At 55.0% G+C, this 14,245-nt stretch carries 12 protein-coding genes and 1 pseudogene; 1 reads left to right on the forward strand and 12 read right to left on the reverse strand.

What is annotated here, in order from left to right; all coding sequences use genetic code 11:
- The first annotated feature begins 271 nt into the window (after positions 1–271).
- A complete protein-coding gene (gene fhuE / locus K5I40_RS08265) occupies positions 272–2,461 on the forward strand; it encodes a ferric-rhodotorulic acid/ferric-coprogen receptor FhuE (protein WP_223074291.1) in 2,190 nt (729 codons plus the stop codon).
- 171 nt (positions 2,462–2,632) lie between these two features.
- Here the strand turns inward: fhuE and ptsG are convergent, their stop codons facing one another.
- From ptsG to plsX, 12 genes and pseudogenes are all read right to left on the reverse strand, one after another.
- Positions 2,633–4,066 carry a PTS glucose transporter subunit IIBC gene (ptsG, locus tag K5I40_RS08270; RefSeq protein ID WP_223074292.1) on the reverse strand — a complete coding sequence of 478 codons (1,434 nt, stop codon included), beginning with the start codon at positions 4,064–4,066 and terminating at the stop codon, positions 2,633–2,635.
- A 297-nt stretch (positions 4,067–4,363) separates the two neighbouring features.
- Positions 4,364–5,158 carry a metal-dependent hydrolase gene (locus tag K5I40_RS08275; RefSeq protein ID WP_223074293.1) on the reverse strand — a complete coding sequence of 265 codons (795 nt, stop codon included), beginning with the start codon at positions 5,156–5,158 and terminating at the stop codon, positions 4,364–4,366.
- Positions 5,159–5,168: 10 nt separating this feature from the next.
- Positions 5,169–6,172, reverse strand: a pseudogene (gene holB, locus K5I40_RS08280) (DNA polymerase III subunit delta').
- A complete protein-coding gene (gene tmk / locus K5I40_RS08285; RefSeq protein WP_139564765.1) occupies positions 6,169–6,810 on the reverse strand; it encodes a dTMP kinase in 642 nt (213 codons plus the stop codon). The pseudogene holB and the gene tmk overlap by 4 nt, the downstream one beginning before the upstream one ends.
- On the reverse strand, positions 6,800–7,822 hold the full coding sequence (yceG, locus tag K5I40_RS08290) for a cell division protein YceG (RefSeq protein ID WP_223074294.1): 1,023 nt from the start codon (positions 7,820–7,822) through the stop codon (positions 6,800–6,802). Before yceG ends, tmk begins: the two co-directional genes overlap by 11 nt.
- A gap of 2 nt (positions 7,823–7,824) precedes the next feature.
- A complete protein-coding gene (pabC, locus tag K5I40_RS08295) occupies positions 7,825–8,634 on the reverse strand; it encodes an aminodeoxychorismate lyase (RefSeq protein ID WP_223074295.1) in 810 nt (269 codons plus the stop codon).
- Between the two features lie 142 nt (positions 8,635–8,776).
- Positions 8,777–10,018, reverse strand: coding sequence for a beta-ketoacyl-ACP synthase II (gene fabF, locus K5I40_RS08300; protein ID WP_223074296.1), 1,242 nt, complete (start codon positions 10,016–10,018; stop codon positions 8,777–8,779).
- A 90-nt stretch (positions 10,019–10,108) separates the two neighbouring features.
- Positions 10,109–10,345: an acyl carrier protein gene (gene acpP, locus K5I40_RS08305; RefSeq protein ID WP_000103754.1), complete on the reverse strand. Its 237-nt coding sequence runs from the start codon at positions 10,343–10,345 to the stop codon at positions 10,109–10,111.
- A 154-nt stretch (positions 10,346–10,499) separates the two neighbouring features.
- The gene (fabG, locus tag K5I40_RS08310; protein ID WP_223074297.1) at positions 10,500–11,234 is read right to left on the reverse strand and encodes a 3-oxoacyl-ACP reductase FabG; all 735 of its coding nucleotides are present in this window, start codon (positions 11,232–11,234) and stop codon (positions 10,500–10,502) included.
- Between the two features lie 13 nt (positions 11,235–11,247).
- Positions 11,248–12,177 (reverse strand): ACP S-malonyltransferase, encoded by a 930-nt coding sequence (gene fabD / locus K5I40_RS08315; RefSeq protein ID WP_223074298.1) that lies wholly within the window; start codon positions 12,175–12,177, stop codon positions 11,248–11,250.
- A 14-nt stretch (positions 12,178–12,191) separates the two neighbouring features.
- Complete coding sequence (locus K5I40_RS08320) at positions 12,192–13,145, reverse strand: beta-ketoacyl-ACP synthase III (RefSeq protein ID WP_223074299.1); 954 nt, start codon at positions 13,143–13,145, stop codon at positions 12,192–12,194.
- A gap of 6 nt (positions 13,146–13,151) precedes the next feature.
- Positions 13,152–14,186, reverse strand: a complete 1,035-nt coding sequence (gene plsX, locus K5I40_RS08325) for a phosphate acyltransferase PlsX (RefSeq protein ID WP_205735732.1) — start codon at positions 14,184–14,186, stop codon at positions 13,152–13,154.
- Positions 14,187–14,245: the final 59 nt, after the last annotated feature.

Below are 14,245 nucleotides of genomic sequence, written 5' to 3' on the forward strand. Positions count from 1 at the left end.
GACTCAAGAGTATGAGCGACTTTCTCCAGTCCTTTCAACCTTATCCCACGATTTCTTTGCTGGTTCGCCCCGATCTGCTCGCTGAATGACCATCTCTTCCCTGCTCCGTCTGAAACATTATTTCACTTACCACCGCAACATCTGTTTACAGTGATAAATCGAATGCGTATATTTCGCATTTGCATTTTCATGCGCAATTAATACCTAGAAAACTATTTCAGCTCGCTTAAGAGACTGATGCACACCATTCACCGTTCATAAGGGTTTGATGATGTCTTTCACCATTCAATCCAGGGAAGGGCAATCTCAGTCTGTCGCAACACCTTCGTTGCTGGCAGCCTGCATTGCTATGGCATTGATGCCTACCGCCAGTTTTGCTGCTCCTTCTGAGGAAACCGTCATTGTCGATGGTACCTCACAGTCCGATGCATCTGGCGATGACAGCCAGGACTACAGCGTAAAAACCACAACCGTCGGCACCAAAATGCAGATGGTCCAGCGTGACATTCCGCAGTCGGTCACTATCGTCAGCGAGCAGCGCATGGAAGACCAGCAGTTGCAGACGCTGGGCGACGTGATGGACAACACGATGGGGATCAGCAAAAGCACCACCGATTCCGATCGCAGCAACTTCTACTCCCGTGGGTTTGAAATCGACAACTACATGGTCGATGGCATCCCAACCTACTTCGAATCACGCTGGAATCTGGGTGATTCTCAGTCTGACACTGCCCTGTTTGAGCGGGTTGAAGTGGTGCGCGGCGCCAACGGTCTGATGACCGGAACAGGCAACCCCTCTGCGGCGATCAATATGGTGCGTAAGCATGCCACCAGCCGCGAATTTAAGGCCAATTTGTCTGCGGAATACGGTAGCTGGAACAAACAGCGCTACGTGATGGACATGCAAAGCCCGCTGACGGATGACGGCAATCTGCGCGGCCGCATCGTGGCGGGTTATCAGGACAGCGACTCCTGGCTCGACAACTACAACCAGAAGCGGACCTTCTTCTCCGGAATTCTTGACGCCGACCTGGGCACCAGCACCGCGCTGTCGGCGGGCTACGAATACCAGCGTATCGACATCAACAACCAGACGTGGGGTGGTTTGCCGCGCTGGAACACCGATGGCAGCGTCAGACACTACGATCGCGCACACAGCACGTCTCCAGACTGGGCCTACAACGATAAAGAGTTCAATAAGGTCTTCTTTACGCTGAAGCAGCGTTTTGCCGACGACTGGCAGGCCACGTTAAATGCGACCCATACCGAAGCGAAATTCGACAGTAAAGCGATGTACCTTGATGCCTATGTCAACAAGAGCACCGGAATGCTGGAAGGTCCTTACGTGAACTACGGTCCGGATTACGGCTACATTGGCGGTACCGGCTGGAACAGCGGCAAGCGTAAAGTGGATGCTGTAGATCTCTTTGCTGACGGTGGTTACGAGCTGTTAGGTCGTCAGCACACCGTGATGATCGGCGGCAGTTTCAGCCGTCAGACGAACCGTTACACCAACTCCTGGGCCAACGTCTTCCCGGATGAGTTCGGCAGTTTCTACGACTATAACGGTAACTTCCCGGAAACTAACTGGGGATCGCAGTCCCTCGCCCAGGACGATACCACCAACATGAAGTCGCTGTATGCGGCAACCCGTATCTCGCTGGCCGATCCGCTGCACCTGATCCTCGGCGCGCGCTATACCAACTGGAGCATTGACACCCTGACCTACGGCATGGAGAAGAACCACACCACGCCTTACGCGGGTCTGGTCTACGACATCAACGACAACTGGTCTGCCTACGCCAGCTATACCTCTATCTTCCAGCCGCAGAACTACCGCGACAGCTCGGGCAAATATCTCGACCCGATCACCGGTAATAACTACGAAGCGGGTCTGAAATCCGACTGGATGAACAGCCGTCTGACGACCACCCTCTCCGTCTTCCGCATTGAGCAGGATAATCTGGGACAAAGCACCGGCCGGACCATTCAGGGCTCGACGGATACGGCTTACGAGAGCGTAGACGGTACCGTGAGTAAAGGCGTTGAGTTTGAAATCAACGGCGCACTGACGGATAACTGGCAGATGACCTTCGGTGCGACGCGTTACGTTGCAGAAGATAACCAGGGCAAGGCGGTTAACCCGCAGCTGCCGCGTACCACGGTGAAACTGTTTACCAGCTATCGTCTGCCGGTCATGCCTGAGCTGACCGTAGGTGGCGGCGTTAACTGGCAAAACAGCGTGTATACCTATCAGGACACGCCGTACGGCACATGGCGAGCGTCACAGGGCAGCTACGCGCTGGTTGACCTCTTCACCCGTTATCAGGTCACGAAGAACTTCTCTCTGCAGGGTAATGTGAATAACCTGTTTGATAAGACTTACGACACGAATATTGAAGGCGCGATTGTCTATGGCGAACCGCGTAACGTCAGCGTGACCGCAAGCTATCAGTTCTGATACAGCATCCGTTACCAAAGGGAGCCAGAAGGCTCCCTTTTTTGTACGCGCGGTTTGCCTGTGGCCCAGGATATGTAGGCCCGTGCAAGCGCAGCGCCGCCGGGCATTTCCCAAATCTCAGGCAATAAAAAAGGCAGCCATTCGGCTGCCTTAGTCTCCCCAGGTCACAACTTAGTTGCCGCGGATGTACTCATCCATTTCGGTTTTCAGGTTATCGGATTTAGTACCGAAGATAGCCTGTACACCGGAACCTGCAACAACTACGCCAGCTGCGCCCAGTTTTTTCAGACCTGGCTGGTCAACTTTCGCGACATCGGCGACGCTAACACGCAGACGAGTGATACATGCGTCCAGGTTAGTGATGTTCTCTTTACCGCCGAAGGCTGCAACCAGTGCTGGAGCCATTTCGCTGGTCGCACCCGCTTTGCTGTCTTCTGTTGCATCTTCACGACCTGGTGTTTTCAGGTCCAGTGCTTTGATCAGCACGCGGAAGATGGTGTAGTACAGCACTGCGTAGCACGCACCAACGATTGGGAACAGCCACAGTTTGCTGCTGTTACCGGACAGTACGATGAAGTCGATCAGACCATGTGAGAAGGACGTACCGTCACGCATACCCAGCAGGATACAGATTGGGAACGCCAGGCCAGCCAGAATCGCGTGGATAACGTACAGGATCGGCGCAACGAACATGAAGGAGAACTCGATCGGCTCGGTGATACCGGTCAGGAACGAGGTCAGCGCTGCGGAGATCATGATACCGCCCACTTTTGCACGGTTCTCTGGTTTAGCAGAGTGCCAGATTGCAATCGCAGCAGCCGGCAGGCCGTACATTTTGAACAGGAAGCCGCCAGACAGTTTGCCTGCAGTTGGGTCGCCTGCCATGTAGCGTGGGATATCGCCGTGGAATACCTGGCCCGCCGCGTTGGTGAATTCGCCGATCTGCATCTGGAAAGGAACGTTCCAGATATGGTGCAGACCAAACGGCACCAGGCAACGCTCGATGAAGCCATAGATACCGAACGCCAGTACCGGGTTCTGGTAAGCAGCCCACTGAGAGAAGGTCTGGATAGCGGAACCAATCGGTGGCCAGATGAAGGAGAGGATCACACCTGTGAAGATCGCCGCCAGACCAGAGATGATTGGAACAAAACGCTTACCAGCAAAGAAGCCCAGATACTCAGGGAGCTTGATGCGATAGAAGCGGTTAAACATATACGCCGCAATAGCACCCGAGATGATACCGCCCAGAACACCGGTGTCAGCCAGGTGTTTTGCTGCGATCTCTTCCGGTGGCAAGTGCAGCACCAGAGGTGCAACCACAGCCATGGTTTTAACCATGATGCCGTAGGCAACAACAGAGGCCAGCGCAGATACGCCGTCGTTATTAGTGAAGCCAAGCGCAACGCCGATAGCGAAGATCAGTGGCATGTTACCGAAAACAGAACCGCCTGCTTCGGCCATCACGTGGGAAACTACGGCTGGCAGCCAGCTGAAGTTTGCAGAACCGACGCCCAGCAGGATACCTGCGATAGGCAGTACGGATACCGGCAGCATCAGCGATTTACCGACCTTCTGCAGGTTAGCAAATGCATTCTTAAACATAATTGAGAGTGCTCCTGAGTATTTGTGCTTTTTTTACGTTTTCACGCATTGGCCCGGGGGGAGAACCGTGCCGTGGACAGGACATCTAAGCGCCCTTTATTTATTACGCAGAGTAAAATAAATCTGCGGATCTTTGTTTGACGGCTATCACGTTTCAGCGCTCGGCAGCTGAAAAACTTTCAGATTTTTACAAAATAGATTGCCAGATGTTACCAGAAACGCATTCACCGCCCCCATTTGGGCGGTGAACTGTACTCGCTTTAGCTATTAATTACGAGCCCAAAAAAAACTGTCTTATCAGGCAGATTGCAGGCGGGAGGGATCGATGTGAAACAGACTGGCGAAGTTGTGGGTGGTAATGCGTGCCAGTTCTTCAACGTCGACGCCTTTCAAAACGGCCATGTACTCGGCCACATCCCGTACCATCGCGGGTTGGTTCTCTTTACCGCGATGCGGCACCGGTGCCAGATAAGGGGAATCTGTTTCCACCAGCAGGCGATCGAGCGGCACGTACCGCGCAGCGTCACGAAGCTGCTCGGCGTTACGGAACGTTACGATCCCGGAAAACGAGATATAAAAACCCAGATCCAGCAGCTTGCCCGCTGTTTCTCTGTCTTCTGTGAAACAGTGTAGTACGCCACCACAATCCGTCACCTTTTCTTCTTTCAGGATCGCCAGCGTATCGGCCCGGGCATCGCGGGTATGGACAATCACCGGCTTGTTCAGCTCCCGGCCAATGCGGATATGGTCGCGGAAGGACGTCTGCTGGCGGTCTTTCGTTTCCGGGGTGTAAAAATAATCCAGCCCGGTTTCGCCCATCGCCACCACGCCCTCTTCCGCCGCCAGACGGCGTAAATCCTCGACGTCATAGGCTTCATCCTGGTTCAGGGGATGCACGCCGCAGGAGAAAACCACGTTGTCACGCACGCCCACCAGTTCGCGCATGGTGCGATAGCCGGGCAACGTCGTGGCGACCGCCAGACAAAATTTCACATCGCGGGCGGCCGCTTTTTCCAGCACGTCATCGACGTTTTTATGCAGGGATTGATAATCCAGGCCATCGAGATGGCAGTGTGAGTCGACTAAAAACATAATGTCTCTCTCAGAGATGGGATACAGGCAGCGTCGTGCCCGGTTGCAGGTAATGCTCGATAGTGAGTAACAGGTCGGTCAGCACAAGCTCCCGGTTCAGCCCCGTTACGCTGAGTAATTGTTCGCGACACTGGCATACGTCATGAAGAATAGCCCGCAGTGCCACGCCTGGCAGGCGATGGGCGAGATTATTCACAAGTTGCCAGACGTCGGCATTGCTGAGCAGGGTCGCGCCCTGCTGAATTTTAAGCGCATCCAGCAACAACGCTGCCAGCCAGTGCAGGCGATCTGCCGCCTGCTCATGATTAAGTACCGGCAGCAGGCTCATCCAGTCGCCGCTGTCTGACACCGCCCCGAGCGCCTGACAAAGCTGTTCGCGTTGGGTCCAGACTTTAGGCTGCAACAAGGCCAGCGCCGCGGCGGCGCCCCACCGCACAGGCGCAGCGCACTCAGCGCCGCTTCTTGTGACGTTGTCACTTCTCTTGCGAGCCAGCTGATAGCCCACGCCTCTTGCGGAACGCTGAGATGATGCAAACGACAGCGGCTGCGCAGAGTCGGCAGCAATCGCCCCGGTTCACGGCAGGCCATCAGAAACCAGGTATTTTCCGGCGGCTCTTCCAGGGTTTTTAACAGCGCGTTGGCGGCCGCTTCGGTCAACTGGGCGGCATCTTTCAGCCAGACAACTTTTGCCCCGCCCAGCCGCGCGCGTTCGTACAGCTTCTCGCTAACCCCGCGCACCGCATCAATGCCAAGGGTCGTTTTTCCCTTTTCAGGCTCCAGGGCGTAATAGTCCGGATGGGTTTGCGCCTGCATCAGCTGACAGCTACGGCACTGGCCGCAGCTCTTATGCCCCTGCGGCTGCTGGCACATCAGGAAACGGCTGATGGCATAGATAAGCGCATCATCCCCCATCCCCGGCAGCGACTGGATCAGTAACGCATGATGCCCCCGACCGGACTGATAGCCGTTCACCAGCTGTTCAAAGTGCGGGCGCAACCATGGATACCATTTCATGCCTGTTGTTCCTTCAGCCAGTCAGTAACGGTGGCACGAATGTCCCCCATCACCGCTTCCAGAGGCTGCGTCGCGTCGATTGTGCGGATTGAACTGTCCTGTGCCGCCAACTCCAGGTAACGGGCGCGGGTACGGTTGAAGAAGTCCAGCGACTCCTGTTCGATACGATCCAGTTCCCCGCGGGCGCGGGCCCGCTTCAGGCCCACTTCCGGCGTCACGTCTAAATAGAGCGTCAGGTTCGGGCGGAAATCACCCAGCACCGCGTCGCGCAGCGTGGCGAGCATATTCTGGTCAATGCCGCGACCTCCACCCTGGTAAGCCTGGGTGGAGAGATCGTGGCGGTCGCCGATGACCCAGCAACCGCGCGCCAGAGCAGGCTTGATCACGGTTTCAACCAGCTGAACACGGGCAGCGTAAAACATCATGACTTCGGCTTTGTCGGTAATCACTTCGTCGCCAACCGATTTGATGTCCAGCACCAGGCTACGCAGTTTTTCCGCCAGCTGTGTGCCGCCCGGTTCGCGGGTGAAGATCATCTCTTCGATGCCACACTGTTTCAGCGTCTCAACCACCGCGTTGCGTGCGGTGGTTTTCCCGGCGCCTTCCAGCCCCTCAATGACGATGTAGTTACTGCGCATTTTTTTCCTTAAGTGCCTTCAGATAGTCCTGAACCGAACGATTATGACCGGCAAGATTGGTGTTAAAAGTATGTCCACCCTTTCCGTCAGCGACGAAATAGAGATACGGCGTTTTTGCCGGATGCGCGGCGGCATTCAGCGATGCCTGGCCCGGTGTGGCAATCGGTCCTGGGGGTAATCCGCTAATGACGTAGGTATTATAATCGGTTGGGGTTTCGAGGTCTTTACGTGAGATCTTGCCCTTGTAGTTCTCACCCATCCCGTAAATCACCGTTGGGTCGGTCTGCAAGCGCATGCCGATACGCAGGCGGTTAATAAACACCGACGCCACCTGATCGCGCTCGCTGGCCACCGCCGTCTCTTTCTCGACGATAGACGCCATGGTCACGAACTGGTTTTGATCTTTATACGGCAGGTTTTCCATCCGCCCTTCCCAGGCTTTCTCCACCGCCTCGACCATCTTTTTATGCGCACGCTGCAGCAGCGCCACATCGGTGGTGCCCGCCGTGTACATCCAGGTATCCGGCCAGAACCAGCCCTCTACCCATTCAGGATGTTCAAACTTCAGGGCTTCAGCGACGGCGGCATAGCTGTCGTCCGACAGCGTGTGCTTGATGTATGGCGCATCACGTAACTGTTTCAGGTAATCGCTCAGGCGCATCCCTTCAACCAAACGCAGCGGGAACTGGGCCTCTTTACCGCTTTCGAGCAGCTCCAGCATCTCCTTAACGGTCATGCCTGGCGTAAAACGGTAAGTACCGGCTTTGAAATGCGACAGCTCCGGCTGCACGCGTAATAACCACTGGAACACCCGCGGGCGATTAATGACCTTTTCGCCATACAGCTGCTCGCCCAGCGCCAGTCGTCCGGTGCCTGGCTTCAGGGTAAATATCGTCTCATCCGCGATGAGGATTTTGCTGTCCGCCAGCTGGCGAACCTTCCATATCCCCACGCCAGCGGCAATGCCCAGCACGACAACGACGAGGAGAATAAAACGCAACATTTTCTTCATGACTATCTGGTTTGCTCACACAGAGGGGCTAAAAACAGGTGCAACTCACGCGATGAAAAATGGTGAGGACCATACTGGCGCACCGGCACCACAGGCATCAGCGCATTGCACACGACGATCTCGTCGGCATCCTTCAGCGCAGCTTCGCACGCCTGCACTTCGACAACGCGAAAGGCGGAGTGTGCCAGCTGTCGCAGACAAAACTGGCGCATCAGGCCATCGACGCCCGCCTGATCCAGACGGGGGGTAAACACATCCTTACCCTGCCGCCAGAATAAATTCGCCGCACAGCATTCCGTAATGAACCCTTCGCTGTCAAGGACCAGCGCCTCGTCGGCGTCCGTCTGTTCAAGATGGGAGCGGATCAACACCTGTTCAAGCCGGTTAAGGTGTTTTATCCCCGCCAGATGCGGATTACGGCCAAGACGCACCGGACTCAATGCCAGGGCGATCCCCTCGGTCCGCCAGCGATCGTAATGGGCCGGATACGCCGACACGGAAAGAATGCGAACCGGATGCAGACAGCCAGCTGCGCTGTATCCCCTGCCGCCGCTTCCCCGGCTGATAATCACCTTTAGCACGCCACGATCGATGCCCAGCGCCTGCTCTGCCATTTCCTTTTCTAACTCTGCCCACTGGGCAAAGGGAATGAACAATCTTTCACAGGCCGTCTGCAAACGTTGCACATGCGCGTTAAGCAAACAGACTTTGCCTTCGACAATGCGCGCCGTAGTAAAGCATCCGTCACCAAACTGGATAGCCCGGTCATTTGCCGGAAGCACTGCCTGCTTTATGCCATTTATCAAGAACATGGTGGCTCCTTTAAGATGGTCAAATAGTCTGGCAGGAAGGTGAGCCCGGGACAAGGGAAGAAAACCGAATAAAAAAGGCCCGACAAGCGGACCTTTTTTATCAGTGTGCCGGGAAGCAAGACTATCGCCCCGGCTGTCAGCCTCAGATCTTTTTGAAGATCAGAGAGCCGTTAGTGCCGCCAAAACCAAAGGAGTTACACAGGGTGTACTCCATTCCGCTGACCTGGCGTGCTTCGTGTGGAACGAAGTCCAGATCGCAACCTTCATCCGGGTTATCCAGGTTGATGGTTGGCGGAACGGCCTGGTCGCGCAGTGCCAGGATGGAGTAGATAGACTCTACTGCACCCGCCGCACCCAGCAGGTGGCCGGTCATGGATTTGGTGGAGCTGACCATTACGCGGCTGGCTGCATCGCCAAACACAGACTTAACGGCCTGCGCTTCTGCGATATCGCCCGCAGGCGTAGAGGTGCCGTGCGCATTCACATAACCGATCTGACCAGGTTCAATACCCGCGTCACGGATAGCGTTAACCATCGCCAGCGCAGCACCTGCACCGTTTTCCGGTGGAGAGGTCATGTGATAGGCATCGCTGCTCATGCCGAAGCCGACAACTTCTGCATAAATTTTCGCGCCGCGTTTCTTCGCATGCTCGTACTCTTCCAGTACGACCATACCTGCACCGTCACCCAGCACAAAGCCATCACGGTCTTTATCCCACGGACGGCTTGCCGCCTGCGGATTATCATTGCGGGTAGACAGGGCACGCGCTGCGCCGAAACCGCCCACGCCCAACGGGGTGCTGGCTTTTTCTGCGCCACCGGCGACCATTGCATCAGCATCGCCATAGGCAATCATACGCGCTGCCTGACCGATGTTATGCACACCTGAAGTACAGGCCGTGGCAATCGAAATGCTTGGGCCACGCAGGCCGAACATGATGGTCAGGTGACCTGCCACCATGTTAACAATCGTTGACGGAACGAAGAACGGGCTGATTTTACGCGGACCACCATTCACCAGAGAGGTATGGTTTTCCTCAATCAGGCCAAGACCGCCAATCCCGGAGCCGATAGCGGCGCCGATACGGGTTGCGTTCTCTTCCGTAATTTCAAGGCCAGAATCCTGCATGGCCTGAACGCCAGCGACAATTCCATATTGAATGAAGGCATCCATCTTGCGCTGTTCTTTGCGCGAGATGATCTCTTCACAGTTAAAATCCTTTACTAAGCCAGCAAATTTCGTTGCATAGGCGCTAGTATCGAAATGGTCGATTAGGCTAATGCCACTCTGACCGGCAAGGAGAGCGTTCCAGGTGGACTCTACGGTATTGCCGACAGGAGATAACATGCCAAGTCCGGTCACAACTACACGACGCTTAGACACGCTTGTCCTCCAGGGAGGGATAAAAAAAGAAAATCGAGGGACTACAAAAGAAAAACACAGGCGGTCGAATGACCGCCTGGAGATGCTCACTTACGCCTGGTGACCGTTGATGTAATCAATGGCAGCCTGAACGGTGGTGATTTTCTCAGCTTCTTCGTCCGGAATCTCAGTATCAAACTCTTCTTCCAGAGCCATTACCAGCTCAACGGTGTCAAGAGAATCTGCGCCCAGGTCTTCAACGAAAGAAGCATTGTTGGTCACTTCTTCCTGCTTAACGCCCAGCTGTTCGCCGATAATTTTCTTAACGCGTTCTTCGATAGTGCTCATACTCTTAAATTTCCTATCAAAACTCGCTTTCGCGATGGTTTTCGTAGTGTATAAAATGTTGAAAAATTTGCAACTAAATCCCGGCAGGTCTTACCACGATTTTACGTTATTTTGAGGCCATTCCCCCTCATAACGCAAATATTTTCTATCGTGGTTAAACCATATACATCCCGCCATTGACGTGGAGAGTCTCACCAGTGATGTAACTCGCTTCGTCAGAGGCTAAAAATGCAACCGCGCTGGCGATTTCTTTAGGGTCGCCTAAACGACCCGCTGGAACTGCCGCCAGCGTACCCGCACGCTGCTCATCGGTCAGCGCACGCGTCATGTCCGTTTCAATAAAGCCCGGAGCAACAACGTTTACAGTAATTCCGCGGGACGCAACTTCACGTGCCAGCGACTTACTGAAACCGATCAGGCCTGCTTTCGCCGCAGCGTAGTTTGCCTGACCAGCATTTCCCATGGTACCAACCACAGAACCGACAGTGATAATACGTCCATGACGCTTCTTCATCATAGCTCGCATTACCGCTTTTGACAGACGGAACACAGATGACAAATTGGTTTCGATAATATCGTTCCACTCATCATCTTTCATTCGCATCAGTAAGTTGTCACGAGTGATTCCGGCATTATTGACCAGAATATCCACTTCGCCAAATTCTGCGCGAGTATTTCCCAGAACAGATTCGATAGATGCAGGATCGGTCACATTCAACATCAGACCTTTACCGTTCGCACCCAGGTATTCACTGATGGCCTGCGCACCGTTTTCGCTGGTCGCGGTACCGATCACTGTCGCGCCGCGCGCGACGAGGGTTTCAGCGATGGCACGGCCAATACCACGACTTGCGCCAGTGACCAGTGCGATTTTTCCTTCAAAGCTCATGATATTCCTCTTCTTACTGCGCAAGTGCCGCTGACAGTGCTTCAGGCTCGTTAATCGCCGATGCGGTCAGGGTATCAACAATACGTTTGGTCAGACCGGTGAGGACTTTACCCGGGCCCACTTCATACAGGTGCTCAACGCCCTGTGCTGCCATGAATTCAACGGTCTTCGTCCACTGAACCGGGCTGTACAGCTGGCGAACCAGCGCATGGCGGATGGCCTCTGGTGCGGTTTCACACTTCACATCAACGTTATTAATCACCGGAATAGCCGGTGCGCTGAAGGTGATTTTTTCCAGCTCAACAGCCAGTTTATCCGCAGCAGGCTTCATCAGCGCGCAGTGGGACGGAACGCTCACCGGCAGCGGCAGCGCACGTTTCGCGCCAGCGGCTTTACAGGCTGCGCCTGCACGCTCAACCGCTTCTTTATGGCCGGCGATAACCACCTGGCCCGGCGAGTTGAAGTTTACCGGCGAAACGACCTGGCCTTCTGCGGACTCTTCGCACGCTTTCGCAATGGCAGCATCATCCAGACCAATAATCGCTGACATACCGCCGGTACCTTCCGGCACCGCTTCCTGCATGAATTTGCCGCGCAGCTCAACCAGGCGCACAGCATCAGCAAACGCAATCACACCCGCGCAAACCAGCGCTGAGTATTCACCCAGGCTGTGACCGGCCAACAGCGCTGGGGTTTTGCCACCCTGCTGCTGCCACACGCGCCACAGTGCGACCGATGCGGTCAGCAGTGCTGGCTGCGTCTGCCAGGTTTTATTCAGCTCTTCGGCTGGCCCTTGCTGGGTCAGCGCCCACAGATCGTAGCCCAGCGCATCAGAAGCTTCACGAAAAGTCTCTTCGATAACCGGATACTGTTCCGCTAATACAGACAACATTCCAACGGCCTGAGAACCCTGACCTGGGAATACAAAAGCAAATTGCGTCATTTTTTATCCTTTTTCTAGAAACGAACCAGCGCAGAGCCCCAGGTGAAACCGCCACCGAAGGCTTCGAGCAAGACCAGTTGGCCTCGTTGAATTCGTCCATCGCGCACCGCTTCGTCAAACGCGCACGGTACTGATGCTGCAGACGTATTGCCATGACGATCGAGCGTCACCACAACGTTATCCATAGACATGCCGAGCTTTTTAGCTGTGGCGCTGATAATACGCAGGTTAGCCTGGTGCGGCACCAGCCAATCGAGAGCGGAGCGCTCCAGATTATTGGCTTCCAGCGTCTCGTCAACGATGTGCGCGAGCTCGGTCACGGCCACTTTAAAGACTTCGTTACCGGCCATGGTCAGGTAGATGGCGCTGTCCGGGTTAACACGATCCGCGTTTGGCAGCGTTAACAGCTCACCGTAGCGGCCGTCCGCGTGGAGATGCGTGGAGATGATGCCCGGCTCTTCAGATTGTCCTAACAGGACCGCACCCGCGCCATCACCAAAAATAATGATCGTCCCGCGATCGTTTGGATCGCAGGTGCGAGCCAGCACGTCAGCCCCGATAACCAGCGCATGCTTCACGGCACCGGATTTCACGTATTGATCGGCAATGCTCAGCGCATAGGTAAAGCCTGCGCACGCAGCGGCAACGTCAAACGCCGGGCAGCCTTTGATCCCCAGCATGTTCTGAACCTGGCACGCCGCGCTTGGAAAAGCATGCGTGGCTGAGGTGGTCGCAACGATAATCAGGCCGATGTCTTCTTTATCGACACCCGCCATCTCCAGCGCGCGCTGGGCGGCTTCATAGCCCATGGTGGAAACTGTTTCATCTGGCGCGGCAATACGACGTTCGCGGATACCTGTACGTGTGACGATCCACTCGTCAGAGGTATCGACCATTTTTTCCAGATCGGCGTTGGTTCGCACTTGCTTTGGCAGATAGCTGCCGGTACCTAAAATCTTCGTATACATGTACGCTCAGTCACTTTTTGCTAATACAGATCCCAGGCGAGCGGCAATCCGCTGTGGGACTTGTCGCTGCACCGCCTGCACTGCCTGTTCAATCGCGACGGTAAAGGCTCGCTGATTGGCCGCACCGTGACTCTTAATCACAATGCCGCGCAATCCTAACAGACAGGCGCCATTATACTGGTCGGGGTTGAGGTGACTGAATCGCCGCGCCAGGCTCTTTTGTAACCAACGCTTCAATATAATCAGCCACCATGACCGTTTTTTACCCTCTCCCTGCGATTTAAGCAGAGAAAGAAACATTCTCACCACCCCTTCCATGGTTTTTAATGTAACGTTTCCTGTAAACCCGTCACACACCAGGACATCCGTTTTTCCGGTCAATAATTCGTTGGCTTCGAGATATCCAATATAGTTTATGGATGGCTCATTTTTTAGCCTCTCGGACGCCTCGCGGATGCTGTCGAGACCTTTAGTCTCTTCCTCGCCAATATTCAGCAAGGCAACGCGAGGATGCGAAATCCCGACGACCTCTTCTGCCAGCACCGAGCCCATAACGGCAAACTGCGCGAGCATAACACTGTCGCAGTCAACGTTAGCGCCTAAATCCAGCACCACCGTTTTGCCCTTTTGCTGATGCGGCAGAACCGTCACCAGCGCCGGGCGCTCAATACCATCAATCGGTTTGAGCAGTAATTTTGCCAGCCCCATCAGCGCGCCGGTATTTCCGGCGCTGACGCACGCCTGCGCGCGTCCTTCTTTTACCAGTTCCAGCGCAATGCGCATCGAGCTTCCGCGACTGCTGCGGATCGCCTGTGAGGCCCGGACATCACTGGCAATAACTGACTGCGCAGGAATAATCTGCAGACGCGAACGTTGTTCGAAGTCAGCTTTTGCGAGTAATGGCGTGATAGCGTCGGGATTGCCGACTAAAAGGAGAGTGAGTTGCGAATTAGAGTTCAGTGCCTGCAATGCTGCAGGCACTGTCACGGAAGGGCCAAAATCTCCCCCCATGACATCTAACGCCAGGGTTAGACGTGTCAAGGTATCGTCGCAGCCTGGTTCGGTATATCCCCGCTTGCACGGGGAAACCCTCACTAAGC

Origin of the sequence: Leclercia sp. LTM14, from assembly GCF_023736175.1 — a bacterium.
In the GTDB taxonomy this organism is placed as follows: Bacteria; Pseudomonadota; Gammaproteobacteria; order Enterobacterales; family Enterobacteriaceae; genus Enterobacter; species Enterobacter barmai.

Bases quoted from the DNA above. Each gene is read 5' to 3' on its own strand.
- fhuE (WP_223074291.1), top strand. From the start codon at position 272: ATGTCTTTCACCATTCAATCCAGGGAAGGGCAATCTCAGTCTGTCGCA.
- ptsG (WP_223074292.1), bottom strand. From the start codon at position 4,066: ATGTTTAAGAATGCATTTGCTAACCTGCAGAAGGTCGGTAAATCGCTG.
- K5I40_RS08275 (WP_223074293.1), bottom strand. From the start codon at position 5,158: ATGTTTTTAGTCGACTCACACTGCCATCTCGATGGCCTGGATTATCAA.
- tmk (WP_139564765.1), bottom strand. From the start codon at position 6,810: ATGCGCAGTAACTACATCGTCATTGAGGGGCTGGAAGGCGCCGGGAAA.
- yceG (WP_223074294.1), bottom strand. From the start codon at position 7,822: ATGAAGAAAATGTTGCGTTTTATTCTCCTCGTCGTTGTCGTGCTGGGC.
- pabC (WP_223074295.1), bottom strand. From the start codon at position 8,634: ATGTTCTTGATAAATGGCATAAAGCAGGCAGTGCTTCCGGCAAATGAC.
- acpP (WP_000103754.1), bottom strand. From the start codon at position 10,345: ATGAGCACTATCGAAGAACGCGTTAAGAAAATTATCGGCGAACAGCTG.
- fabG (WP_223074297.1), bottom strand. From the start codon at position 11,234: ATGAGCTTTGAAGGAAAAATCGCACTGGTCACTGGCGCAAGTCGTGGT.
- fabD (WP_223074298.1), bottom strand. From the start codon at position 12,177: ATGACGCAATTTGCTTTTGTATTCCCAGGTCAGGGTTCTCAGGCCGTT.
- K5I40_RS08320 (WP_223074299.1), bottom strand. From the start codon at position 13,145: ATGTATACGAAGATTTTAGGTACCGGCAGCTATCTGCCAAAGCAAGTG.